Genomic DNA, 25,871 nt, shown 5'->3' on the forward strand with positions numbered 1-25,871 from the left:
CCTTTATTATTATCATAATAATTTTTAGATACTTGGAATATTCACCAGTTCATTGGTATCAGCATTATAATCGATACCATCAAAATTAAAACCGAATAGGTTAAAGAATTCGTCACGGTAACCTTGTATGTCTGAAATTTCAGATAAATTTTCTGTACATGCTTGTTCCCAAAGTGCAGCTACCTCAGCTTGTACATCTGCTCTCATTTCTAAATCGTCAACACGGATGCGGCCTTTTTCGTCCAATTGAACTTGACCATCAGCCGTATAAAGACGTTCGGCAAATAAACGTTGCATCTGCTCGATTGTTCCTTCGTGAATACCTTTTTCTTTCATCACTTTATATAACAATGAAATATATAAAGGAACAACAGGGATCGCTGAACTCGATTGTGTCACCAAAGCTTTATTAACAGATACATAAGAGACTCCGTTGATATCTTTCAATAATGCATTGATCGCTGGGACAGTTCCTTCTAGATCGTCTTTAGCACGCCCTATTGTACCATTACGATAAATGGGAAATGTAAGCTCAGGGCCTATATAAGAATAAGCAACAGTCTTAGCACCTTCTGCTAAAACGCCAGCTTCTTTTAAATCTTCCATCCAGAATTTCCAATCTTCACCACCCATCACTGCTACCGTATTTGCAATCTCTTCTTGATTATCAATTGGATTGATCGTAATATCTGAAACTACACCAGTGTGAAAATCGACTGTTTTATTTGTAAAAGGAACATCAATTGGTTTCAAAACGGAAGCATGTGCTACGCCGGTTTTGGGATGTGTTCTTCGTGGAGAAGCTAAACTGTAAATCACTAAATCAACTTGACCTAAGTCTTGTTTAATTAATTCGATCGTTTGTTTTTTAATTTCGTCAGAAAAAGCATCGCCATTGATACTTTTTGCATAAAGACCAGCCTCTTGTGCTTCTTTTTCAAAAGCAGCGGTATTGTACCAACCAGCTGTACCAGGTTTACCCTCTGCTGCAGGTTTTTCAAAAAATACGCCAATTGTTGCTGCTCCAGAACCGAATGCTGCCGAAATACGAGATGCAATACCAAATCCCGTAGATGCACCAATGACCAATACTTTCTTAGGGCCATTGGCAATTTCGCCTTTGGATTTTACGTATTCAATCTGGTTTTTAATGTTTTGCGCAGTTCCTTCTGGATGCGAGGTTAAACAAATAAAACCTCTAGTTCTTGGTTGTATAATCATAATGATTAATTTTCTTACTCATGTTTTATTAAGGATGCAAAATAAACAAATTTTAGTAACAATTGATGCATAAATCAAGAATATCTTTTCAAGATATGGGATACAGGATCTCTTGTTATTGTCATATCCATTAATTACTTTAGAAGAGATTAATCTTCATGCTTACAAAATATGCTCCTTACAAATAAATCAAAAGCACTTTCACTCGGTATATTAGCCTCCTTATTTTTTGCAAGCACATTTGTACTTAACCGTATCATGGCTGTTTCTGGGGGTGGATGGCAGTGGTCAGCAGCCTTACGCTTTGTATGGATGCTGCCTCTATTATTACTCATCGTTATGATACGGGGAAATTTTAAGCAATTACTGTTAGAGATGAAAACTAATCTAGGACAATGGGTGCTTTGGAGTACAATTGGATTTGGACTCTTTTATGCTCTATTGACATTTGGTGCCAGTTATGGGCCTTCGTGGTTAGTTGCAGGTACATTTGAGTTTACCATCATTGCAGGTATGTTTATTGGTCCTCTAATCGAAAAAAGAGGTCAGCGACAGCCCTTTTCAAAAGCTACTTTATTTTTTTCTTGCATTATTTTCTTGGGTATAATAATCATGCAAATTTCTGAAGCAAAATCTACTTCTTGGCCAACCCTATTAGGAGGTGCTATCCCTGTTTTAATCGCTGCGATTGCCTATCCACTCGGTAACCGAAAAATGATGGGCATCACAAAAGGGCGTTTGGATACTTATCAACGTATTCTGGGCATGACCCTTGCGAGCATGCCTTTCTGGATCATCCTGATGGTATATGGCTATCAAGAACATGGACTTCCAGATCAAGACCAGCTCTTCCAAACTCTGCTCGTGGCTGTATTTTCGGGCGTTATCGCCACATTGCTCTTCTTTAAAGGGACAGAACTGGTACAACATGATCATAAAGGACTTGCTGCTGTAGAGGCTACCCAAGCCATGGAAGTGATCTTTACACTAGTTGGTGAAATCATGATTTTAAGCAGTCCTTTCCCTAACAACCTAGCTACTTTGGGTATTTTCTTAGTGGTAGTAGGTATGTATCTGCATAGTAAAAACAATTAATGATTGAGGGTCTTACTTATTTTATCTAAATTGAGGCTATTGGCCATAGCCGAAAATATTTTGTAATAAGTGCCTCGTTGATCGTAAAGATCTTCGTGGATACCTTTTTCTACTACCCGGCCTTTTTCCATAACCACAATTTCATTGGAATCAATAATCTGGGAGATACTATGCGAGACAATAATAACCGTACGGTCTTTCTTGATTGCATCTAAGCTATTTTTTATTTGCTCAGTAGCGATTGCATCTAAATTAGCCGTTGGCTCATCCAAGAAAATAATTGGCGGATTTTTTAAAAATAGTCGGGCAATGGCAATACGTTGTTGTTGACCGCCAGATAAGAGATGAGCACCGGAGTCATATCCTTGTGGTAATTCCATAATCTGTTCATGGATATAAGCGTCCTTGGCCGCCTGTATGATTTCTTCCCTTGTACTCCCTATTTTTCCATATTCGATATTTTCGAAAATCGATCCTTTAAAAATATGGTTGCGCTGCAATACCATACCAATATTTTTTCGCAAAAAATTGGTATCATAGTTTTTAAGATCCACGCTATCCAATAGTATCCTCCCTGCTGTAGGTTCATAAAATTTGTCGAGCAGATTGATCACTGTGCTTTTTCCGGCGCCGCTCAGTCCCACTAGTGCTGTGATCTGATTGGGTTTTATTTCAAAGGAGATATCTCGGAGTGCATGAGTGCCATTGGGGTACTCAAATGATACATCTTCAATCACTATGTGACCTTTAATTTGATCAGGTCTTAAAGTTCCACTCCCTTCGATCAGGTCGTCAGATTCCAGTATTTCGAAAAAAGATTCTGAATAGATTAAAGCATCGTTGACCTCATCATAAATACGATGCAATTGGCGGATTGGTGCCGAGACATTGGAAAATAGCATAATATGAAACATGATTGCACCGATGGTAATCTGGTTGTCCAAGACCAAAAAAGCGGTTAACACAATGATGGCAACGACCGCTATTTGTTCAATAAAGTTCTTTAAGCTATCAAAAATGAAACTCGTTTTCCTTGTTTGCATCTGATTTTCGGTCATCTCATACTGGATCTTTTCATGGCGATCGGCCTCTTCAGGCTCGCGAACAAAAGATTTAATGACCAATATGGAGTCAATCAAATTGATGATCCTATTATTTTTCGATTCTCTATACTTCCGCATTTGACGTCTAAATCCACTTAATTTTCCAGCTTGTGTCTGACTGATATAAAAATAAATGGGGATGACTGCCAAGCCTACTAGTCCCACATATAGGTTTGCCATAAACATACAGACGAGGGCTACAATCGCATTGGCAAACAGTGGCAAGATATCGATAAAGAAATTTTGGACTAATCGCGTCAGTGAGCTGATACCCGAGTCGATCCGTGTTTGCAATTTGCCACTTTCATTTTCTTCTGACGTGTAAAAGGCCATCTTATATGTCAAGATTTTTTCGACAATGCGCTGTGAAAAATCACGGGCAATAAATATACGTAGTTTCTCACCATAGAACTTTTGACCAAATTGGATAAAAGAATAGACAATCTCTTTGACCAAAAGTACTCCCGAAATAACTCCTATCAAATGCATTCCCTTAGATAAAGGTTCTTTTGCCACCATCAAATCACTAATCGAATCAACCGTATACTTCAAAATAAAGGCATTGATCTGTGCAGCAAAAGAGCCGACTAAGGTTAAAAGTAAAGTATAAAAAATAAGATTTTTATAGGGCTTGGCAAAAGGTGTTATTTTTTTAAACAGTAGTGATATCGTCATATATGAAGGAAAAAAATGGAAACGACATGAAATTCGTTGTATTTAACTGATAACAACAATAATACCGAAACCAAAAAAAGATATAAAAAAAGGGAAATGAATCATTTCATTTCCCTTTTTAGGTATTCTTAAATACTAATGATTAGCCAAAAACATTATTCAATACTTTTGCTAAGCGTAAACCACCTTTTAACATGCAGTTTTCTACCGTATAAATGTTATTGTAAATATAGTTGTAAGACAAATTTGCATTAAGCTCAACATCAGCATATATTTTATCCGATAGTTGATTTGATTCATATAACCAACTGGCCAACGTCCCTCCTTGCAATTGTTTCACTTCATTTTTATTTAAGATATCCAATACCGTTGCATACTCGGTATAGCTGTATTTTTCACCATCGATTAAATCAGAATCCCAAACGCGGTGGATATTGGATTTTTTACCAAACCAACTGACTTCAATTTTATTACCACCCTGATCCTCAGCTCTACTGACGTGCATTGGTTGATGTGCGTCACCAATTAAATGAATCAACATGTATAAATTTTGTTTCTTTTTCTCCAGTGGCAAATCTTTATCTGCAAATGACTGCTCTAATCTCAATACAGATTTATATAAATTTTCATCGCTTGAATTTTCCATTGCCAATTGAAAATCCGCCCACGGTAAATGTGGATTAGTATTTATAAAGTGTGAATTACCTAATTTTTTAAATTCATCATGTGGATCCGACTTAATAAAATCACCCCAATTTGCCCAATAAGCCAGTTTTTGATTGCCAATTATTTTTTGAATATTTTTCTTTGCTTTTTTTGTCAAATGACGTTCTGCGACCTCGGCAACCACGCGATGTCCAGTAGACCCCCAAGCGAATACGGAAGAAATCTGCAAAGTCATGGCGAGTACAATCAGACTTTTTAGTATATTTTTCATAAACAATACAATTTTAGCGCAAAGGTAAAAATTACATCCTCAAATAAAACCCTATTCGCGTAACAATTTAACTTTTAAAAATTTCAAATCCGTACTGTGCATCGCACCAGAATTCATCCAATGCCATTAATCGCGGCTTGAAGAAAGAGATAAGATCTGGCCAATCTTCTTGTTTAAAAATACTCTTTCCCTCCATAGTCGTGTAAATCATGCTCACCAATTTGCCCTGCTCATCCATTACTTCTAAATCCCAAATCCACTCCTCTCCCAGTATGCTGGTCAACATAGTACGGTACTCTTCAAATTGCTCCCACAATAACGTTCGCATAGATATATCTTGATGGGTCCACTCGATGGCAATTAAAGCTACACGTTTATCTGCTTCCATTTTGAAGCGAAGATGTTTAATTCCCGTCCTATAGTTTACCCAATTGATCTTCTCACCATCTGCAGAAGTGTGTAATGCCATATACTGCCCAAATCGGGTCCAAAAAGTTTCCTTTAATTGTTTTACTTCTTCTCTTGAATACACCGCGTTAAATTTTGAAATAACGAAATTACTACTTTTATTTTCATAAAGCACCAAACATTCAGATCCACTTTGGCGTTTTTATTGCATATCATATTCGAAACACTTCATAATTTTAGAATAAATCATAAAACGATGGATAAGAAAAAATCACTACTCTTACTTGCCACTACTGCCGTAGTAACATTAGTTTACAATGCATTGAAGCCTGTCAAATCGAAGGTGAAAGTTGTCGAGCCTTTTGATATCGATCGTTACTTAGGTAAATGGTATGAAATCGCACGATTAGATTTTAAATGGGAAAAAGGTTTATCTCAGGTAACTGCGACTTATAACAAGAACGATGATGGAAGTATTGCTGTCAATAACCAAGGCTTTCTTGATCACAAAAATAAATGGAAACAGTCCATTGGTAAAGCGAAATTTAAGGATTCGCCAAAAAAAGGGGCTTTAAAAGTATCTTTTTTTGGTCCTTTTTATAGTGGTTATCATGTCGTAAAACTTGATCATAATTATCAATATGCACTGGTTTTTGGTGATAATTTGGACTATATGTGGATACTGTCGCGAGAAAAAAATATACCAGATGAAGTGAAATTAGCTTATCTGGAGTATGCTCGAAAATCTGGCTTTGCTATTGAGAACTTGGTTTGGACTCAACAAGATTAACCAAAAATTGGTTTTAAAACACTATAATCAAGAGTTGGATCTTGTGCAAAAACTTGAGCCAGCTCTTCTCTATCTTCTTTTGTGATCACCCCGCCAACACCTATATTATATAATTCAAGCAAATATAAAGAACCTTCAAGTTTGTTTTGATAGTTTAAAATTGCACTTCCAACATAAAAATTTAAGACAGATACGGCATATTCACCAAAAACATCAAATCCAAATCCAGTAGTTGATTGTACTGCAAAACGCATGTATTTTTCAAAGTCAGATTTTAAAATTTCTTTTAACTTTTGTTCCATACTCACAAAAATGCAATTTTATTATGAATTAAAAAAAGGAGGCGAATATGCTTCGCCTCCTTTTTTTAATTCGAAAATTGAAATTTATCGTACACTTACGGCAACAATACGATCCAATATGCGCTCAGATTCAGGTGCATCAGCCGCGGCTTTTGCAAACTCAGAGCCATACCCTTCTGCTCCAATCACTTGACTACTCGGTCCTTTGCCTACCAAATATACTTGAACTACTTGAGCACGGTCGGTAGATAATTTTTTATTAAAATCTTCATTTCCAGTTTTATCTGTATATCCTCCAATTTTAATGGTCGCCTCTGGAAATGCTTTCAAAATGGCTGCTAAATTTTCTAATTGCACTTGACTTTCTGGCAATACTTTAGCCGTGCCTGTTTCAAAATTCAAATTATCAAAATTAAACCATTTATCTTTTAATTGATCTTCGCTCATAGATTTATAATCCGTTTTTAGAAACTGAACCAGTTGATCTTCAATTCCGCCCTTATAAGCTTTTAATTTAACCCCATCAGGTAAAATAACTTCTAAACTTTCTCTTACTACAGGAACAACTGCAACAACAGTGGTACCCGTATCTACAACCGTTCTTTCAACACTATCAGTGGCTGCAACTTGATCCTTATCTCCTTTGCAACCTTTTCCAAATAGGAACCATAGAACCGCAATGATAACAATTGGTATCAAGATCTTCCAGATTCCACCACCACCTGATGGTGGGGTTTCGGTATGCAAAGGATCAACAGTTGGCCCAGCTGGACGAGGCGGTATAATAGGCACATGATCAATTGGAGGCACTACAGGTGGTACAACAGTTAACGGGTCATCATGGGTTGCTTCCGCAGGAGGAACAACTGGTGGGGTCACCACAGTCAATTCTTCATCCTTGGCAACGGCCTCATCTGTGACGTCGGTTGGATGACTAATCGTTGGTTCGTCCTTTTTATCAAGAGGAACTGATACGAGGATAGCTTCTACTGGTTTATCAGATACAGGGTTATCAGGTATTGAACTTTCATCCGCTACTCGGTCAGTTGTCGATGATGTTATCTGATCATCATGAGCAAACGAAGTTCCAAATGCTGCAAGACCTAGACCTGATGGTAAAGCCGCTGTAAAATGATGCTTATTTTCATCCAGCAATCTACCTATGGAACTTACGCTCCAATTGGTTCCATTTTGTGTCAAACTTGAAAATACAGCAGGTAGGGATAGATTCAATAATTTTTCAACAGTCGATCCGTTGCTACCAACAAAACTTGCTATCGACGAAATAATCGTATTCAGTTTATCTCCAAAAATAGAACTTAGCAGGTCATTATGATGTGGTTCCAAAGGCTCTGCATCTACCAACCCGTTGATGCGACCTGTTTCTGAATTTGTCTTTAAGAAATCACTAAAATTAAAATCTCCATAATATTGTTTTGCTTTTTCAACAACAGAACTTAAACCTATCCCTGATTCCTTTTGTAAACCAATAAAAACAGTAGGCACAATTGCATCCATTGCAGTCCTTACATTTTCTTTATCTTCTCCTACGGAATTACCGAGCTTAGACAAGATATCATCGTTAAAAAATTCTTTAGCAGAATTTAAAAGATTCATTTCCATAATGTTCAAATTTTAGTTTATCTTTTTAGTATAGTCAACACTGCATTTTTTAAGTATGATTTCACAATGTCACTTTGTTGTAACAATTATATGCTAAGAATTGTTTTATTTCAATAGATCAGACTTATAATGATCAACACTGATCAATCGGATTTCCCTGAAAACCATAATTAATATAGACGCAATCGATTGTTTGATTTTCAACATTTTATTTATGGGAAAATATATTTATTTTCAACAAATTATTAACCGAATTGATTTTGTCTGAAAGCAATTGTTAACACATTTATCAGGCAACTTAACCAAGCAAATAAACCTTATAATGCGATTTTTATTATTGTGTCTTGCAGGGCTATTACTACAGCCAGATTCTCTTGTAGCCCAACGTCTTATTTATTCTAAAGATATTCCTGTTGAAAAAATACGTATCGTTCCTGAAACAGCATTGGGAGGCACGATCAATGAACGTATCAGCGACTTGGAATATATACCTTTAAAAGCGAACAAAAATCAACTACTGGATCAAGCATACACTTGCATATTATCGAATAATCGGATCGGTATACTTTCGGGTAAAGGTCATTTGTACCTTTATAACATACAAGGCGATTTAATTAAAATTTTCGATCAAATACCAGGTGTTAAAAAAATAAAGGAGGATAATTTATTTTTTAACCATATCACAACAACAGAAAAAGGCTTCCGTCTCACACAAGGCATGCGCTATGTCAATGTGGATTGGGATGGAAACCTAATTGACACCATAACAATCAAAGAGGACACAACCAGTCACTATACGACTACCATTGGAAATTCTTCATGGCATTACTCAGTTCCACAATTTCATAATAAAAAAATTATGGAAACCAAAACCCTCAGTCAGGGAGATCGTACAATCGTGACTTACCAGAAAATGGATAGTATTTTCCAACCGTACAATTCCTATAGTTCCTTAAGCGAGATTCAAAAGAATAATAAAGCATATGCCAAGTTTACTTACAGTACCCATCTTTTCGAATTAGATTCGTCGGGAGTTTCAAAAGTATATCAATTTATATTCCCCTTAAAAAACACTTTAAATCTCGAGGAAGTAATCAAATTGAAAGATTTTATGCCAGTAATTCAGTATATGAATGCGCATCAAAGTGTGATTACAGGTATTGGTGACGTTTTTCCTTATCGCGATTATTTAATGGTACAATTACAGCTGAAGGGCAATTTTACGATCGCTATTAATATGAAAACCAAGGAAATCATTGGTCTAAGAAATATCATTCCAAACAAAGATAATGACTACCTCGCTTTTATGAACCGCAATATCTTAGGTACCGATGGAGAGTATCTGTATTCTATTTTATTTCCAGAAGATATACGTCAAGCCATCGGTAAATCCATTGATGAACGCCATCCCGTTAGTGATCACCTTAAGGCATTAGAAAAAGTCAATAACCCAATTTTTGTACGTTTCAAATTAAAATAATCTTCATGATATATACTTATATCCGCTATATCCTGCTTACATGTTTTTGTATAGGTTCTTTATACGCACAGACTAAAATTCAGGGAATAGCAATCGATACACTACACAAAAATGTACTACGCTCCGCATCTGTTTCTATTTATGAAAAAGGTAAATCGTCTGTCGAAAAAGTAACTTTGACTGATAGTTACGGAAAATTTGTGATTAATGATCTGTCTATTAATAAATCTTATCTATTAGAAATTCGGTATCAAGGTTTTCAAAAAGCCTTGCGTGAGTTTGCGCTCACAAAAAACCAAGAAAAAGACTTTGGGAAAATTCACTTGGCTTTTGTCGAAAATCAGCTTGAAGAAGTTGAAATCATGCCTCCAGTACGTATGAATGGCGATACGATCGAATTCAATGCCGATGCATTCCAATTGGATAGCAATGCCGTCGTCGAAGATTTACTTCGTAAACTTCCGGGTATAGTGGTTTGGGGAGATGGTAGCCTTACTTATAACGGACGAGAAATACCAAATGTATTGGTCAATGGTAAGGAGTTTTTTGGTAATGATAAAGCCATTGTATTGCAAAATCTTTCGAAAGATGCCGTAAAAAAACTGCAGGTATATGATAAGCGTAATGAGAAAGAAAAAGATGAGAACCCGCTAGATGTGAAATATGAAATGAATGTTTCTTTAAAAAAAGGTAAGGAAAATATGTACTTTGGAAATATATCAATAGGTCTAGGAACTAAAAACCGCTATCAGCAACATGCCAACTTCAATCTATCTAGAGGAAAATCTCAATTTACTTTGGGCTATTCTGGGAATAACAGTAACAAAAACCTACAAAACATGGATCAACTATTGAAAAACACCAGTTTTAAGGGGGTGGGTATCAATGCTGATTTTGATTCTGATTTTTTAAGCTCAGGTATCAATAATCAACACGTTTTGGGTTCAAGGTACCAATATGATATCATCGGAACTAATGAAGTAAACCGTAAACACAATATCATCGGAAATGTATTATCACGTTGGGACAACATAAGTAATGAAAATCACTCTACAACTACACTACTAGCCGAGGAACAAAACAATAATACTCGCACCAATGATAACCGAAGTGAAAACCATCGTCAAAATCAGCAAATGGACTTCAAATACATCAATACGGGCGGAAAAATAGGTACAAGACAAAACAGTGTTACGGCTAACATAATTGCATCTCAGCAAAAAAACAAAGAAGAATCGGCTGGCATTGATCAATACAATTACGTAAACAATCATGCACAAAATACATATAGCAACCATGCTAACAATGAGGTTCGAAAACTTAATTTCAGTTCTAATTTTGATCTATATGGTGTTAATTCAAGTCCTAATATGTCGGTGTATACAAAGCGAGATAAAGCGTTTTGGAAGTTAATAAGCTATGGTTTACAACTAAATAGTGATATCAATGAACAATACAATAAAAATGAACGGAAGACTAACTACGTTAATTACGACAACGACAGTCTCAACCGTAATGATCATCGTCTCTACGATAACAACTTGAAAGAGCAAACGCATGATATCCAATTCACGGTTAGCTACAATAGATGGAAGTTCATACAAAAATTAAATTACTACCATACCAATACAGACAATCAAGTCCACAATTTGATTGAGAACCAAATGGAACAGAATACTGATCTCACGCATGTGAGTACTTTTAATCGGCTTCAGTATCAACCTGCTATCAGCTACTCAAAAAGTCTAGGGTATAAAAACATGCAAGGCAGATACAACAGCTCAATGAATCTTGCTATAACGCTAGGTACCCGCATCCATAATGAAAAAAATAGTTCTACATTGGATTATCGGAATCTTGAACAACATTACTTCACCTTTTTGCCCACTGTCAGAATCAACAAATACTATAATAAAAATGGGAAATACTACATGTATAGTTCTATAAATATCGAATATGATGAAGAATATCCCGACTTAGACCGACTGCGCCCTATCTATGATAATAGCCATGTAGCGTACCGCTATTTTGGAGCCGAATTTCTTAATAAAACCAATCGTAGCCGTGTATCATTAAACACAAGTTATAACGAACAGCGTCAACATGGTTATACTGGAAATCTAAATTTAAGCTTTACACTTTACAAAAATGGTTTAACAGACAGTATTGTTTACGCACCTGGTCAGCAACAGAATTATGTTACACAAGTTAGCGATCTTATACAGCTCTTCAATTTTTCTGGATATATAAACAAATCCTATTTGATCGGTAAAAATCAAACACTGAATATGCGATTAAATACAAGTATCAACTTGGGTAATAAGTTTCAATATATTGATCAGGAAAAACAGGAAATGATTACCAATGGACAGAACATCCAGTTGAATACATATTATACCTTAATAGACCGCTATCAGATAGGTTGGACAAACAGTTGGAATCGCTACAGTAGACATAATAAATTGGTAAATAGCAATAATGATTATGTGTCCAATTTTTGGAGTTCTGGCCTAAGTATGAGCTACTCCTTAACCAAACGCTGGCAGATCAATAGCAATGCCACGAGCCGCCTATCCACATCGAGAGGGTACAAAGATCATGCACTCATCTGGAATGCTAACACCAGTTATCGCATCATGAAGGGAAACAATCTTGAAATAAAATTAGCTACCTATGATCTTTTAAAAGAAAATAAAGGACTATATGTGAATAATGGACTTACGGAGTTTACACAAGGCTATCGTAACAATTTAACGCAATATGTGATGCTGTCACTAAGTTATTTCCCGAGGAAATTTGGATTATAAGAGATGCTGTAGACCCTATTTGATCAAAAATCAAAAAAAATTAACAATAAGCAAATATGGCTTTACTATATTAGTCCATTAATACATAAATATTTAAATTTAATACCAACATTCATTTTAACTTTAGACATGATTAAACGTACATTCGCAACCGCATTTTTCTACTTAGCATCACTATCCATTTTATTTGCTCAAAATAAACCGAAATATATATTCTACATGATCGGCGACGGTATGGGATTGAATCAGGTAAATTCAACAGAAGTATATCTGGCAGATCTTGAAAATCGGATCGGTGTGAAGCCACTAATTTTTTCACAATTCCCGATCGCTACTTTTGCATCTACATATTCTCTTTCTAATGGTATTACAGATTCCGCAGCAGGTGGTACAGCCCTTGCGGTCGGCTCTAAAACAAAAAATGGTGTGATTGGAATGGATTCTACACAAACGAAACCACTAAAAAGCATCGCATATGCAGCTAAAGAGAAAGGACTAAAAGTAGGCATTACAACAAGTGTAAGTATTGATCATGCTACTCCCGCTTCATTTTATGCACACCAAACCAACAGAAACAAGTATTATGAAATTGCAACAGATATCACAAAATCAAATTTTGACTTTTTTGCTGGATCTGGATTTTTAAAGCATAATACCAATGCTGCTAAAGAATCTGTTACTCCTATCTTTAACCTATTTGAGAAATCGGGATATACATTAGCATTCGGAAAATCAGATTATAATCGTTTAAAAACAAAAGCGAACAAGATGATCTTGATGAATAATAAAGATACTGATCCAGAATCTTTAAAATTTGCGATTGACCAAAAAGATGGTGATCTAAATCTTAAAGATATAACGGAAGTAGCAATTGAATCGCTTACTAAAAATAATGACAAAGGCTTTTTCTTAATGGTCGAGGGCGGCAAGATTGATTGGTCAAGCCATAGCAATGACGCTGCTACCACACTGCACGAGGTGATCGATTTCAATAATGCCGTTCAGGTAGCTTATGATTTCTACTTAAAATACCCAGAAGAAACACTTATCATCATTACTGCTGACCATGAAACTGGTGGCATGACATTGGGTACGGGAAGTAGTAATCTAAACTTTAAAGCTCTTGCTAATCAAAAAGTTTCACAAGGAGAACTCTCTAAGATAATTTCTAAATTACGAATAAATCAACCGAATGCTACTTGGGAACAAATCAAAACTGTATTGTCAGATCATCTGGGATTATGGACTCAAGTTAAAGTCAATGCAAATCAAGAGAAAGCAATCTTTGATGCTTATGAAAATAGTTTTATCAAACATGTTAATGCAACTGAAAAAAGCCTCTATGCGAATGACGACAAGCTGGTTTCGATAGCTGTTAAAACTTTAAATGAAGTTGCTAATATTTCTTGGGGATCTGGTAATCACTCTGCAGGTTATGTTCCTATTTATGCTATAGGAGCTGGATCAGAACTGTTTACACATAAGATGGAAAATATCGATATTCCTAAAAAAATAGCACAAGCTGCAGACTTGAGCTTATAATAATCTTTAAATTAAGCAAAACGGGATATCACATGTGATATCCCGTTTTGCTTAATTATTTACTTACTTATCGCTTTGCTTTTGCAAATGTTTTTTCTCACTTTTTATATTTAAGAATTCTACTAGAACAGAAAAAGCCATCGCAAAATAAATATATCCTTTAGGAATATGCTGATCAAATGCTTCTGCTGTCAGTGATACTCCGATTAGAAGAAGGAACGATAGCGCCAACATCTTGACCGATGGATAATCATTGACAAACTTGCTGATTTGTTCTGCAGATAGCAACATGATCAATACAGCAATAATAACGGCAGCAACCATCACTCCGATCTGATCTACCATACCAACAGCTGTAATCACTGAATCTAGTGAAAAAACAATATCTAAAACTAATATCTGTAAGATCGTACTCATAAAAGTTGCGCTTTTTTTACTGACTTTTTGCTCATCGTGTGGACCATCCATTTTATGATGTATCTCCGTTGTACTTTTATAAATTAAAAATAGGCCTCCAATAAATAAAATCAAATCTCTTCCTGATAATTCCAAATAACGGGACCAATCGGGATTATCAATACCAAACGTGGTCGCTAGATTGATGAATGGTTCTGTCAATGACATAATCCATTTGATAGAGAATAACAATAATACGCGCGTTACCAATGCTAATATCAAGCCTAACTGACGCGCTTTCTTCTGCTGCTCGGCAGGAAGTTTACCACTGAGAATCGATATAAAAACAATATTATCGATACCAAGTACCACTTCTAGTACAGTCAATGTAAGCAGTGAAATCCAAATTTGTGGGTCCGAGATCCATTCCATAAAATATATTGGGGGTTTTTATAAATTAAATTATTTATAATGTGCTAACGAAAAAATATGGGGACTAAATCTGGTTAATCTTCCCTGACTATTTAAAAAATCTAAACTTATAACAAAACAGTACCCAGCAACTTCACCACCTAATTTTTCGATCAATTTACTCGCAGCCACAACTGTACCTCCTGTAGCCAATAAATCATCATGAATCAACACTTTACTTCCTTTGGGAAAAGCGTCTTCATGCATTTCGATAGTAGCCTGTCCATATTCAAGAGCATAGGATTCTGAAATCGTATGAAAAGGTAATTTACCCTGTTTACGAATAGGAATAAAAGGTACCTGTAAACGATTGGCCAACATCAATCCAAATAAAAAGCCTCTGCTTTCGATACCCGCTACAGCATCTAGTTGACAATCTTTGAGTTTATCTACAAATACGTCTACCATCTCTGTACATAGCTGCGCATCTTGCAATAATGGTGTGATATCTTTAAAAACGATTCCAGGTTTTGGAAAATCATATACATCACGAATGATATGTTTTAATTTTTCTTCAAGCATCATTAAAATGTTAAATATGGAGCAAGTTTACGCAAAAAATCATCATCTAATAGAATCACTTTTCTTAAATCACCTAAATTTTGAAAACCACCATGCTGATTACGGTAATTGACAATTGCTCTCGCTTGTTTCGGACTAATGTAAGGGTGTTTAGCCAAAGACTTCTCGTCCATTTGATTAATATCAAGTTTGGAAATAGCAATATCTGAGTTGATTTCCAGATTTGGAAGTATTTCTTCAAATGTCTCAGGCGATAATCCGTACACTTCTTTAATTTGGTCTACAGATACAAAACCACCTAGCGATTCGCGGTATTTTACGATTCGCTTTGCAAATATAGACCCGATTCCTTTCAATGTAATAAAAGCGGTCGTATCAGCTCTATTCACATCGATTATAGCGGGTAAATATTTCTTACCCGACGCAGTATTGCTTAGCATAGTACGATTTTCTAACTTATCCTGAGTTTGTTTTTGCATAGATGTTGGGGAGATCACAATAAAATTTTCTATTCGTTTAAATTCAGCTGGAGAAATGGAATAGATCTTGGCAAGATCTTTCTTATTATAAAATTTACCTCCTTTAGCTCTGAAATTGAAAATGACCTTTACCTGCTTTTTCGTAAAACCCAATTTCATCCATCCCTCCTCATCTAAGCTATTGGGATCAAAATGGAACAAGCTTTTTTCTCTATTTACATCTATAGAGGATGTATTCTCTGTCTTTGAAGAGTATGTGTTTTGATAATCGTGATCAGCATTTACAGCTTTTTGAGTAGCTGTAAATGCTTGAATATTATAGTGATCGAAGTCAGTTTTATTTAAAAAATTGACAATATATGGAAAACTGAACAGCAATAAGATCAATATACAAAGTATAAAGAAACCATTCTGTTCAGTTCTTGATAAATTAAAATATTTAAAAAACTGCTGTAACACGTGGATTTAGTTTCGTTTAAAATACATATTTTTTAAATAAGATAAAACAAAACAATTGAAAATCAAACAAATACTAAATAAACGAATATCTACAAGCTGTTTTTATCTACTTTTTCAACTTTGCTGTCATTCTTCAATGTTTTTGATATTGCATCAAATGGTCTAGAAACAACTTCGTCACCTTTTTTAAGTCCCGATAAAATAATGATATTTTTATCATCTTGAATCCCTGTTTTGACAACAGTCTGTTTTGCCAAACCATTATTGAATACAAACACATACTCTTTGAGGCTATCGGTACTTAGACTATCTGCTCCACTACCATTTCTTATCGTTACGGATTGGATTGGAATTGCTAGCCCCTTTTGTTGCTTTGTGAAGATTTGTACCGTAGCAGATAAACCTGGTTTAAAAGGAGATACATGATTTTCTTTTAACAGATCTTCATAAGAACTTAACTGGATTCTCACTTTTACGTTAAAATTGGTAACCTGTTCTGTTGAAGAACCTGCGCTAACAGTTGCAATATTTTTAGATGAAGAAGCGATTTCAGTGACGATACCTTTAAATTTACGATCTTGATATGCATCTACTTCAATTTCGGCTTCATTTCCTACACGTACACGGTTGATATCATTTTCATTAACATCTACATTCACTTCCATGGCGTCCATATTAGCGATACGCATGATTTCGGTTCCAGCCATCTGTGCTGTCCCCACCACACGCTCTCCCAATTCGATTGACAATAACGATACAACACCATCACTCGGTGAATAGATCGTGGTACGATCCAAATTATCCTTTGCCTCTTTTACAGTTGCCTGTGATTGATCAATGCCAAATTTAGTGGAAAGTACATTTTGTTTTTGCGCTTCGATAGCTGCCAAAGCGGAATAATATTCGGATGAACTTTTATCCATCTCTGCAGCAGAAATTACTCTTTTATTAAACAATTCCAAATTTCGTTTATAAGTAGCTTCCACATTCCTAAAATTAGCTTGTTGCTGTTTCAACTGTTGTTGAGCAGCAGCTAGATTTGCCTTTTGTGAATTTAGGGTCGCAATCGATCGCTCATATCCAGACTGCAAAATATCTGGTTTGATACGACATAACACTTGACCTTTCTTAACAATATCGCCTTCTTTGATGTTCAACTCTACAACCTCTCCTGATACCTCAGAACTTAATTTGACTTCAAATTCAGGTTGTATTTTTCCACTTGCCGACACCAGTTCATTGATATTCATCTCTTTGGCTACGTCTACTGCAACCTTGACCACATCCCCTTTTCCGAACCATCCCAATTTGCTCCCCACCAAAACCAATACGAGGATAACGACTGCACTGATGAGTATGATTTTTGGTAATTTACTTTTCTTTTTAGCCATTTCAGATTTTCATTATAAGGTTAATTGACATCGAATTTAATAGGATTTCCAACATAATAATCAATTATTTTATCTTTAAAGATCATATTATATTTGGCTTGAATCAAATCAAACTCAGCTTTATTTCTGTTTGTCTGCGCAGTAAATAATTCAATACCATTGGCCATCCCAATATCATAACGCTCTTTGATGACCTGAAAAGCATCTGTAGCACTATTGAATGCGGACATACTTGATTGGTATCTCTGGGCTGCAGCAGAAAGATCCAAAACAGCTTGATTAACTGTTTTATTCAAAGTTGTTTCCAAAAGTTGAACATTGGTTTCTGCCAATTGTAGATTAATCCTTGCCTTTGAAACATTTACTCTATTTCTATTATTATCAAAAATTGGAACAGACAACGTAATGCCAGAACCAAATGATTTATTTTGATTTAATTGATCACCAAATGGAAGATAGCTTCCTGTAAAAAGATTTCTTCCTTCCGATGAATAATTGGTACCATAACTAACACCTACAGAAAGAGTAGGATAATAGCCCCCTTTTGCAATATCAATTTGCTTTAAAGCAACTTGTTTGTCTATCTGCGCTTTCTTAACTTGTGGATTGAAGCTTTTAGCTTTTTCAAAGACCTCTATGGCTGCGTACTGGCCTAGTACATGATTGATGGCTTCCACTTTAGGCTTGACCAATTGGAGGTCTGTTTGTGGTGGCAATTCCATCAACTGCTTTAGCGCAAGTAATGACGATTCGTACGCATTTCTCGCATTGACAAGATTCAATTCATCTGTTGCAACTTGATTTTTAGACTGCGAAAGATCTGCCAATGTTTTATTACCAACTTGGAATTGAATGGAATCGGTTTTTACTTGCTCTCTGGATAATAGAATTTGTTGAGCGCTTGCAATCATCATCTCATTGTTAGTGATTGCTTCCAAATAATTAACCAACACGGATAACATGAGATCATATTTAATCTTTTCGATTTGGGAGGCAGCTGATTCCAGCAACAACTTATTGGCTTTGATCTGATTGATTTTTTGGAAACCTTGAAATACGGTTACATTAGAACTTAAGCTTGCTCCAGTCGATGTCGTCCATTTATTACCCGTGATCAGTGTTCCGGATACTTGATCAAACGCAAGACCATTATTAAACCGTTGACTGACTCCTAAACTCAAATCTGGATACAAGTTTGACTTGGCCTGAAATACATCTTGAGCCGCTAGATCCTTGTTTAAAGAAGCTTGCTTAATTTGCAGATTTTTTTCCAACGTGATCCGAATCGCATCTTCAACAGTTACTTTGCTTTGTCCAAAACTTGTAAGTCCCATCATGGATAACATGATGGTCATAAAAGCTATTTTTTTATAATTTTTTCTATCGTCCATAGTAAGAACTTAATAGTTTTAATATTTTTGCTAAAATATAAAAGTATGTATCTTGTAAAAGCACCCTTCTTTCTTAAATTATTTTATTCAAAATCAATTTGGAATAAATCAAGGAAAGAAAACAAAATTTACCTCACATTTGATGATGGGCCGATTCCAGAATTAACTCCTTTTGTTTTAGATACATTAAAACAATATAACATCAAAGCGACATTTTTTTGCGTAGGTGAAAATATTAAAAAAAATCCACATTTATTCGAAAGAATTTTGATTGAGGGTCATCAAGTCGGCAATCATACTTATAATCATCTAAAAGGTTGGCAAACTACAGATGATCATTATCTTGAAAATGTTCAAAAATGTCAAGAATTAACTCAAAGTAATCTCTTTCGTCCACCCTACGGCCGAGCCACAAAATCACAGTTAGCAAAACTATACCCTGACTATCAAATCATCATGTGGGATGTACTCACTGGCGATTTTGATCTATCGCTATCTCCGGAAAAGTGTTATAAAAATGCTATTAAACATACTAAAAATGGTTCTATCATCGTTTTCCATGATAATATAAAGGCGATTCCAAGAGTTGAATATGCGCTCCCAAAAACGATAGCTTATTTACTATCAAAAAATTATCATTTTGAATTGTTATAATTTTTTGGTTTGCAACACTTTCAAATCATAATATTGGGCACTACTTACACTGAAATAACCTAATGCACCATTTGAAATATTGGAAATTGGATTTGAAGGGGCAGCAGATCCTGGATTTTGACCTTTAATATTTGACCAATAAGTGTAAACATCTTTAGCGATACATTGTCTCAAAATTTTAATCTCATCACCTACTTTTATGTCATTATCTTCATTGGCAATTTCATGCTCAACAAAAAGACCATCATTAAACTTATCACTAAATACATCACTGAATTTGAAATCTTCATTATTCAATTTTATTTTATATTTATAATAATTTTCCTTTGCAGGTGGATCTAAAAAGCTCAACGAAGCATATATATATTCTTCATCGAATGTTTTTTTACGAACTAGGCCGATAGAATCGACAGCAACGTATGCTGGCATCGTACAGGTTGATTCATACAAGCTTCCGTCTGGCATTTGAACCGATAAGGCATAGCTGTTGCCTTCTCTCAAAGTCATACGGTCCATTATGTATTCACCATTGCTCTGATCAACAAACTGATACGACCGACCACTTGTTATATTTTTCACGACAACATTGGCACCTATCACAGGATTACTCGCTGAGTTATTAGAAAAATCAACAGCACGGTTAATCACGATCATCTGTGCGGTATTGGCATTATGCAAATCTGCTACGATTACATACTTATCCGCTACAGAATCCAATTTCAAATCAATTTTATCTTCACAAGAATTCAAAAAGACAATTATGAATACCGCGATACAATTAAAAATAACTTTCATTTTTATCAAAATATTTTTTTTTAAAAAAGGGATTTAACATTCATGAATAACTAACTATACTCATTGTCATGAGTTCTAGTGATCCATGATCATTAGATCATTAAAATTTAAAATTCCAGGTTACAGAAGGAATTACTCCAAAAAGTGCAATCCGATAAGCTTCTGTAATATTTGGATTATCTTCATTTTCTCTGAAATCAATGAGATATGCATTTTTTCTATTATATGCATTGTAAAGCCCAAATGACCAAGAAGACGAATATCGTTTATTTAACTTAGCACCTGGATCGTAGGTTGCAGATATATCTAATCGATGATAGTTGGGCATCCGGTAACTGTTACGATCCGTATAATAAAATAATGTTTTGCCATCGACTTGATACTTTCCAGAAGGAAATGTAACTGCATCACCGGTGTAGTACACAAAGGTTGATCCTAAAGTCCATTTCTCCGTTAACTTATACATTGCAACTAATGCTACATTGTGGGTTTTATCTTGTCGTGCATTGAACCACTTTCCACCATTAATCTGATCAAATTGACGCTCACTTTTTGATAAGGTATAACTCAACCATCCGGTTAACTTCCCTTTGTTTTTCTTCAAAAACCATTCTATACCATAAGCTCTACCTTTACCAAATAGAAGTTCTCCATCCAGCATTTCATTTGCTTGTAAATCTGCGCCATTTTTAAAATCGATCTGATTTTTCAGATCTTTATAATAGGCTTCTACCGAGGCTTCATACTTGGCGTTGTCGAAGTTTTGGAAATATCCCAATGAAACTTGATTGGCCAGCTGTGGTTTTATATTATTGGAACTCAGTACAAATTGATCTGTTGGAAGACTTGATGTTGTATTGGTTAACTGGTGCAAATTTTGAGAATTTCGATTTAAAGATGCTTTAATACTTTGATTTTCATTGAACATATAATTTAATGATAGTCGAGGTTCCAAAGTAAGGTAATTTTGAATTACATCATTTTTATCATATAGGGTTTTTGCCGTTTGATTTCCATCTGCATCGAAACTATAGATGGTGCCCGGGCCCAACATACTGTAATTGTTTATTCTTAAGCCATAAAGTGCTTTGAATCTATCCGAAAGCGTCCACTCATCAGATATGTAAACTGCGGTCTCTAATCCTTTTCGGGGTTCAATTTCAATGGTATTAACGGCAGACCCCTCTCCTCCATACAGACTAGCAGGACGTATGGTCTGAGCAGATGCTTGTAATCCAAATCTAATCTGATGATCGTTATTGGGATAGTATTGAAAGTCTTGCTTTAAGTTTAAATTTTCAATTTTAGATGTGATCTTAAAATTTGAATTGTCTTCAACATTCACATTATAGTTAAAGTCGCTATAAATAAATGTGGTGTTGCTAAACAATTTATTGTTCCAAACATGATTCCACCGTACTGTTCCAGTGGCATTCCCCCAATTGAAATCAAATAAATCACTATAAGCCATGGCATCTTTGCCAAAGTAACCAGATAAAAACACGGAGTTCTTATTATCAAAACGGTAGTTTACCTTAGCGTTGAGGTCATAGAAAAATAATTTGCTTTTATTAATATCTTCATCCTTTGATAGTTTTAGAAATAAGTCAGCATATGTTCTACGTCCACTGATCATAAAAGATCCCTTATCTTTAACTATAGGGCCTTCTACTTTTAACCTTGAAGCGATCAATCCAATACCTCCTTCTACACCGAATTTTTTATTATTACCATCAATCATATTAATATCCATAACGGAAGACACCTTGCCTCCAAAATGGGCCGGCATACCTCCTTTATAAAAATTAACATCTTTGATTGCATCCGAATTAAATGTAGAGAAAAAACCAAAAAGGTGTGATGCATTATACACGGCTGCTTCATCCAATAAAATTAGATTTTGATCGCCACCACCACCACGGACATAAAAAGAACTACTTCCTTCGCCTCCACTGGTAACACCTGGTAATAGTTGAATGGTTTTTAACACATCTTGCTCACCAAAAACAACAGGAATATTTTTAATATCTTTAATCTCCAACTTTACCAATCCGGTCTGCACACCCGAAACATTTCCAATCTTTCTTCGGCCAGATACGACAACCTCTTCCAACTTTCGTCCAGCAGGTGTCATATCTACGTTTAATACACTATCACGATCGATATCCAAAGTGAATATACGTTCATCAAAACCAACATAAGATATGGCAATAGACTGGCTACCTGACGGTAACTGAATTGAATAAAAACCATAATTATTGGTTCTTGCGATCTGACTGGAATTAAGATCTCGCACGACCGCACCTATAAGTGTCTCTCCATTTGCAGCATTCTTAATATATCCCGAATACTGAAATTTACTTTGTGCAAAAGTGAAAGAAAAATTAAAGAAGAAACAGAAAAAAATAAAAAGGATAGGTCTTAGTAATCGTGACATTATATGAAATTAGTGATTTTTACCAAAGATAAAAAAAGCCTTGTGGTTAGAAAGGCTTTATGTCATTAAGTTTATAATAAATTAATAAAGATTTCAGTATTACAAATTTATATCATTTATTCAAAATAGCCAATTATTTATTTATTTTTTTTGAACTCTACTTTTTTAGTAAAAAATTCATTGAAAAATGCCATTTGATAAACGATTGATTTTGACCAGTAATCCCAGTTATGTGCTCCTGCACGTGTCATAAATGTATGAGCAATATTGTGATAATCCAATTTATCGTGTATGGCCAGATTCACTTTATAAAAGAAATCTTCTTTACCGCAATCTATGATTAATTCTAAGCGATTTGGTTCAAGTAAATGGATCAAATTAATAACTGATTTTGCTTCCCATTCCATCGGTTGACTGGAGTATGTGCCAATCCTATTTCTAATATTCCAATTCATAGGAAAAGGGCGAATATCTAAACCTCCAGAGGTACTTCCTGCAGCACCATATGTCGCTTGATGGTTGATAGCTAAGGTCATCGCTCCATGTCCTCCCATACTTAAACCGGTTATCGCACGTGCCGAGCGATCTTTCTTTGTTGCATAGTGTGTATCTATATAATGGACCAATTCTTGACTCACAAATGTATCGTACTGGTAGTTTTTATCACCTGCTATATCCCAATACCAACTGTCAAAGCCTCCATCAGGACATACGACAATATAATTATAGATGTCGACAAGTTTCTTGATTTCTGGAGCATTATTGACCCAGTTATCATATCGGCCACTATAACCATGTAGCAGATATAATACTGGATATTGTGCTGCTTTATCATACTTATCAGGAAGCACAATAACTGTTTTGATTCCTTTTGACATACTTTTACTTTCGATACTTAACGTATCGACTGTTGCAGCTTGGATACCACTGCAGATAAGGACGAAAATAAGGCTGATCAGCCAATACTTGATACTTTTGTTCATTATATTATCGTTTTTCAAAAAAATAAAGATATGATTTTAATCCAAATGGACGTTCACTTACGGTGTAAAATCCCTCACCTTCCAGACCAAAGGCAATAGCCTCCCCTTGCGACTCAATTTCATAAGGAATTGAGACAGGTTTTTGAGATAAAGTCTGCTCAATTGACCCACCCCTTCTTCTTTTCCAATAAAAAATTTGCGTGAGATTTTTAATCAAAATAGCGTCTCCCGATGGACTAATATCTGAAGAAGTTACAAAAGTAAAGGGTAATTTCTGCACGGGTGTCAGCATGCTAAAGTTCTTTTTACTGTTGCTAAATACAGTTGCTGTATATACGGTAGATTGAAAGTCTCTTTTTGAAACGATATAAAGCTGATGATCGATTGGGTCAACAAATAAGGCTTCTGCATCTCTTGGCCCATCTTTATATCGTAACGTAACGGTACGAATATCATCCTTTGGAATGGAGACCAATTGATCCCCATCCTTATAAACAGGTTCGGGAAATATATGCAATTTAATATTTTTACGGCGAGCTCGATTATCACCTATATCTGCTAAGATTAAAAATGATTTTCCTTTGATCATGACTCGCCCTATATCTTCACAGTCTTTTACTTGAATAGACTCCAATTCATAGGTACAAACTAATTTGCCTTTCTTATTGATCAAATAAACACGCGCATCATCACCGCTATCGTTATGTACCCAAAAATAAGAAGATTGCTTTGCATTGATAATTCCTGACAATTCACTTAACTGTTTATCGACAATTTCACCCAAAGCGACCTGCGGTTTAAAGATTTGCGGATTTAGTTGACTATACCCAATGTGAAATTGTACGAACAAAAAGTAAAAAACAATAACTTTGTTTAAGTGATTCATACCTTAAAAGTACAATATTTTTTAATGATACACCGTTTTCTATTTACAAATGAAGCATATGATCAAATTCTCGGCACTATTACTTTTGTTCCTTACCACCATAGGTTTTACGTCATCGGCTCAAACCAATGATTTCACAATTAAAATAAAAAGTGGCGTTCCACACGAGCAAGCATTACAAGTTAAATATTATAACAGTATAAACTGGGAACCATTTTATGCTCATATTGAGTCTTTTACTTATGACCCGCATTATAACTATGAACTACGTGTAAGAAGAATAAAGCTAAAAAATGCGGAACTTAATAAACCCAGCTATCGTTATTCACTGTTAAAAATAACACATAAATCATTAACAAAAGCTGAACGGCTTGAGATGGAAATCAATGACAAACGCGTAGATTGCCAAGGATCTGGACAGATGAAATGTTTAATGGTAAAATTTAATCGAAATGACAAATGGGAATATTTTTACGATCATATCAATGGATTTGACTATAAAGAAGGGTATACCTATAACATAATCGTTAACCGCACAAAGCTAGAAAACCCTCCACAAGACGCTTCGGCATATCAATATGACTTAGTGAAACTAGTAAATAAAACTATAACCAACACAATATCTTTACCCACCGCAGCTGCATTTTTATCAAAATTTAAATGGAAATTAATTAGTCTAAATGGAAAAGAAGTATCCAAACACAATGCATTTCTCCTATTTGATGCACATAACGGTCGTATTTCAGGTAACTCCAGCTGTAATAATTTCTTCGGGCCATTTGTCATAAGTAGTAATAAAATTTCATTTCCCAATCTGGGCACTACCATGCGTGCTTGTATGGGAGAAAATATCGAAGCAGACCTATATCAGGTACTTGAGAGCAAAGATCTGCACTATGATATTGCTGAACAAACTTTTAATCTCTATATTAAAAACAAGCACGTCGCTATTTTTGGACTTTCTGAAAAGTAAGCAAATGCTTTTACTGTTGTTTGACAAACAATTTCATAGGATGATATGTTT

The 25,871-nt window shown here is 35.2% G+C and carries 22 protein-coding genes; 7 read left to right on the forward strand and 15 right to left on the reverse strand.

All coding sequences use genetic code 11. The annotated features are described in order from the left end of the window. Positions 1-24: 24 nt before the first annotated feature. Positions 25-1,221, reverse strand: a complete 1,197-nt coding sequence (fabV, locus tag MUB18_RS19010; RefSeq protein WP_248754248.1) for an enoyl-ACP reductase FabV — start codon at positions 1,219-1,221, stop codon at positions 25-27. A gap of 171 nt (positions 1,222-1,392) precedes the next feature. Here fabV and MUB18_RS19015 point away from each other — a divergent pair, with 171 nt between their 5' ends. Further along, positions 1,393-2,316, forward strand: a complete 924-nt coding sequence (locus MUB18_RS19015; RefSeq protein WP_248754249.1) for a multidrug resistance efflux transporter family protein — start codon at positions 1,393-1,395, stop codon at positions 2,314-2,316. Here the strand turns inward: MUB18_RS19015 and MUB18_RS19020 are convergent. The 3 genes from MUB18_RS19020 to MUB18_RS19030 all read right to left on the reverse strand — a co-directional run bounded on the left by MUB18_RS19020 (position 2,313) and on the right by MUB18_RS19030 (position 5,563). Next, positions 2,313-4,094: an ABC transporter ATP-binding protein gene (locus MUB18_RS19020; protein WP_248754250.1), complete on the reverse strand. Its 1,782-nt coding sequence runs from the start codon at positions 4,092-4,094 to the stop codon at positions 2,313-2,315. The two genes, MUB18_RS19015 and MUB18_RS19020, sit on opposite strands and share 4 nt — an antisense overlap. A gap of 142 nt (positions 4,095-4,236) precedes the next feature. Next, a complete protein-coding gene (locus tag MUB18_RS19025; protein WP_045753126.1) occupies positions 4,237-5,031 on the reverse strand; it encodes a S1/P1 nuclease in 795 nt (264 codons plus the stop codon). A gap of 67 nt (positions 5,032-5,098) precedes the next feature. Further along, positions 5,099-5,563 (reverse strand): DUF4268 domain-containing protein, encoded by a 465-nt coding sequence (locus MUB18_RS19030; RefSeq protein WP_248754251.1) that lies wholly within the window; start codon positions 5,561-5,563, stop codon positions 5,099-5,101. A gap of 132 nt (positions 5,564-5,695) precedes the next feature. On the opposite strand from MUB18_RS19030, the gene MUB18_RS19035 reads away from it, so the two are divergent. Further along, complete coding sequence (locus tag MUB18_RS19035; RefSeq protein ID WP_248754252.1) at positions 5,696-6,229, forward strand: lipocalin family protein; 534 nt, start codon at positions 5,696-5,698, stop codon at positions 6,227-6,229. Here the strand turns inward: MUB18_RS19035 and MUB18_RS19040 are convergent. Next, entirely contained in the window at positions 6,226-6,531 is a 306-nt protein-coding gene (locus MUB18_RS19040; protein ID WP_248754253.1) for a hypothetical protein, read from the reverse strand. The genes MUB18_RS19035 and MUB18_RS19040 overlap by 4 nt on opposite strands. Positions 6,532-6,615: 84 nt before the next feature. Beyond that, positions 6,616-8,154: an OmpA family protein gene (locus MUB18_RS19045; RefSeq protein WP_248754254.1), complete on the reverse strand. Its 1,539-nt coding sequence runs from the start codon at positions 8,152-8,154 to the stop codon at positions 6,616-6,618. Between the two features lie 322 nt (positions 8,155-8,476). Here MUB18_RS19045 and MUB18_RS19050 point away from each other — a divergent pair, with 322 nt between their 5' ends. The 3 genes from MUB18_RS19050 (at position 8,477) to MUB18_RS19060 (ending at position 13,983) form a co-directional block, all read left to right on the forward strand. Then, a complete protein-coding gene (locus tag MUB18_RS19050; protein ID WP_248754255.1) occupies positions 8,477-9,634 on the forward strand; it encodes a hypothetical protein in 1,158 nt (385 codons plus the stop codon). A gap of 5 nt (positions 9,635-9,639) precedes the next feature. After that, positions 9,640-12,441 (forward strand): hypothetical protein, encoded by a 2,802-nt coding sequence (locus MUB18_RS19055; protein ID WP_248754256.1) that lies wholly within the window; start codon positions 9,640-9,642, stop codon positions 12,439-12,441. 129 nt (positions 12,442-12,570) lie between these two features. Beyond that, positions 12,571-13,983 carry an alkaline phosphatase gene (locus MUB18_RS19060; protein WP_248754257.1) on the forward strand — a complete coding sequence of 471 codons (1,413 nt, stop codon included), beginning with the start codon at positions 12,571-12,573 and terminating at the stop codon, positions 13,981-13,983. A gap of 63 nt (positions 13,984-14,046) precedes the next feature. Here MUB18_RS19060 and MUB18_RS19065 read toward each other — a convergent pair whose 3' ends face one another. From MUB18_RS19065 to MUB18_RS19085, 5 genes are all read right to left on the reverse strand, one after another. Further along, positions 14,047-14,811, reverse strand: a complete 765-nt coding sequence (locus tag MUB18_RS19065; RefSeq protein ID WP_045753134.1) for a TerC family protein — start codon at positions 14,809-14,811, stop codon at positions 14,047-14,049. Between the two features lie 30 nt (positions 14,812-14,841). Next, entirely contained in the window at positions 14,842-15,372 is a 531-nt protein-coding gene (locus MUB18_RS19070; protein WP_045755341.1) for an adenine phosphoribosyltransferase, read from the reverse strand. Positions 15,373-15,374: 2 nt separating this feature from the next. Further along, a complete protein-coding gene (locus MUB18_RS19075; RefSeq protein ID WP_045753135.1) occupies positions 15,375-16,310 on the reverse strand; it encodes a helix-hairpin-helix domain-containing protein in 936 nt (311 codons plus the stop codon). 89 nt (positions 16,311-16,399) lie between these two features. Further along, on the reverse strand, positions 16,400-17,701 hold the full coding sequence (locus MUB18_RS19080) for an efflux RND transporter periplasmic adaptor subunit (protein ID WP_045753136.1): 1,302 nt from the start codon (positions 17,699-17,701) through the stop codon (positions 16,400-16,402). 20 nt (positions 17,702-17,721) lie between these two features. Beyond that, positions 17,722-19,092, reverse strand: coding sequence for a TolC family protein (locus MUB18_RS19085; RefSeq protein ID WP_248754258.1), 1,371 nt, complete (start codon positions 19,090-19,092; stop codon positions 17,722-17,724). A gap of 45 nt (positions 19,093-19,137) precedes the next feature. Here MUB18_RS19085 and MUB18_RS19090 point away from each other — a divergent pair, with 45 nt between their 5' ends. Continuing rightward, the gene (locus MUB18_RS19090; protein WP_248754259.1) at positions 19,138-19,746 is read left to right on the forward strand and encodes a polysaccharide deacetylase family protein; all 609 of its coding nucleotides are present in this window, start codon (positions 19,138-19,140) and stop codon (positions 19,744-19,746) included. On the opposite strand, the gene MUB18_RS19095 is transcribed toward MUB18_RS19090, so the two are convergent. From MUB18_RS19095 to MUB18_RS19110, 4 genes are all read right to left on the reverse strand, one after another. Beyond that, entirely contained in the window at positions 19,741-20,541 is an 801-nt protein-coding gene (locus MUB18_RS19095; RefSeq protein ID WP_248754260.1) for a DUF4249 domain-containing protein, read from the reverse strand. The two genes, MUB18_RS19090 and MUB18_RS19095, sit on opposite strands and share 6 nt — an antisense overlap. 100 nt (positions 20,542-20,641) lie before the next feature. Further along, entirely contained in the window at positions 20,642-22,978 is a 2,337-nt protein-coding gene (locus tag MUB18_RS19100; protein WP_045753140.1) for a TonB-dependent receptor domain-containing protein, read from the reverse strand. Between the two features lie 137 nt (positions 22,979-23,115). Beyond that, complete coding sequence (locus MUB18_RS19105) at positions 23,116-23,961, reverse strand: alpha/beta hydrolase (protein WP_248754261.1); 846 nt, start codon at positions 23,959-23,961, stop codon at positions 23,116-23,118. Between the two features lie 4 nt (positions 23,962-23,965). Continuing rightward, positions 23,966-24,847 carry a hypothetical protein gene (locus MUB18_RS19110; protein ID WP_052627450.1) on the reverse strand — a complete coding sequence of 294 codons (882 nt, stop codon included), beginning with the start codon at positions 24,845-24,847 and terminating at the stop codon, positions 23,966-23,968. 49 nt (positions 24,848-24,896) lie between these two features. Here MUB18_RS19110 and MUB18_RS19115 point away from each other — a divergent pair, with 49 nt between their 5' ends. Then, the gene (locus tag MUB18_RS19115) at positions 24,897-25,820 is read left to right on the forward strand and encodes a DUF4377 domain-containing protein (protein ID WP_052627451.1); all 924 of its coding nucleotides are present in this window, start codon (positions 24,897-24,899) and stop codon (positions 25,818-25,820) included. Positions 25,821-25,871: the final 51 nt, after the last annotated feature.

This window comes from Sphingobacterium sp. PCS056 (assembly GCF_023273895.1).
GTDB lineage: Bacteria > Bacteroidota > Bacteroidia > Sphingobacteriales > Sphingobacteriaceae > Sphingobacterium.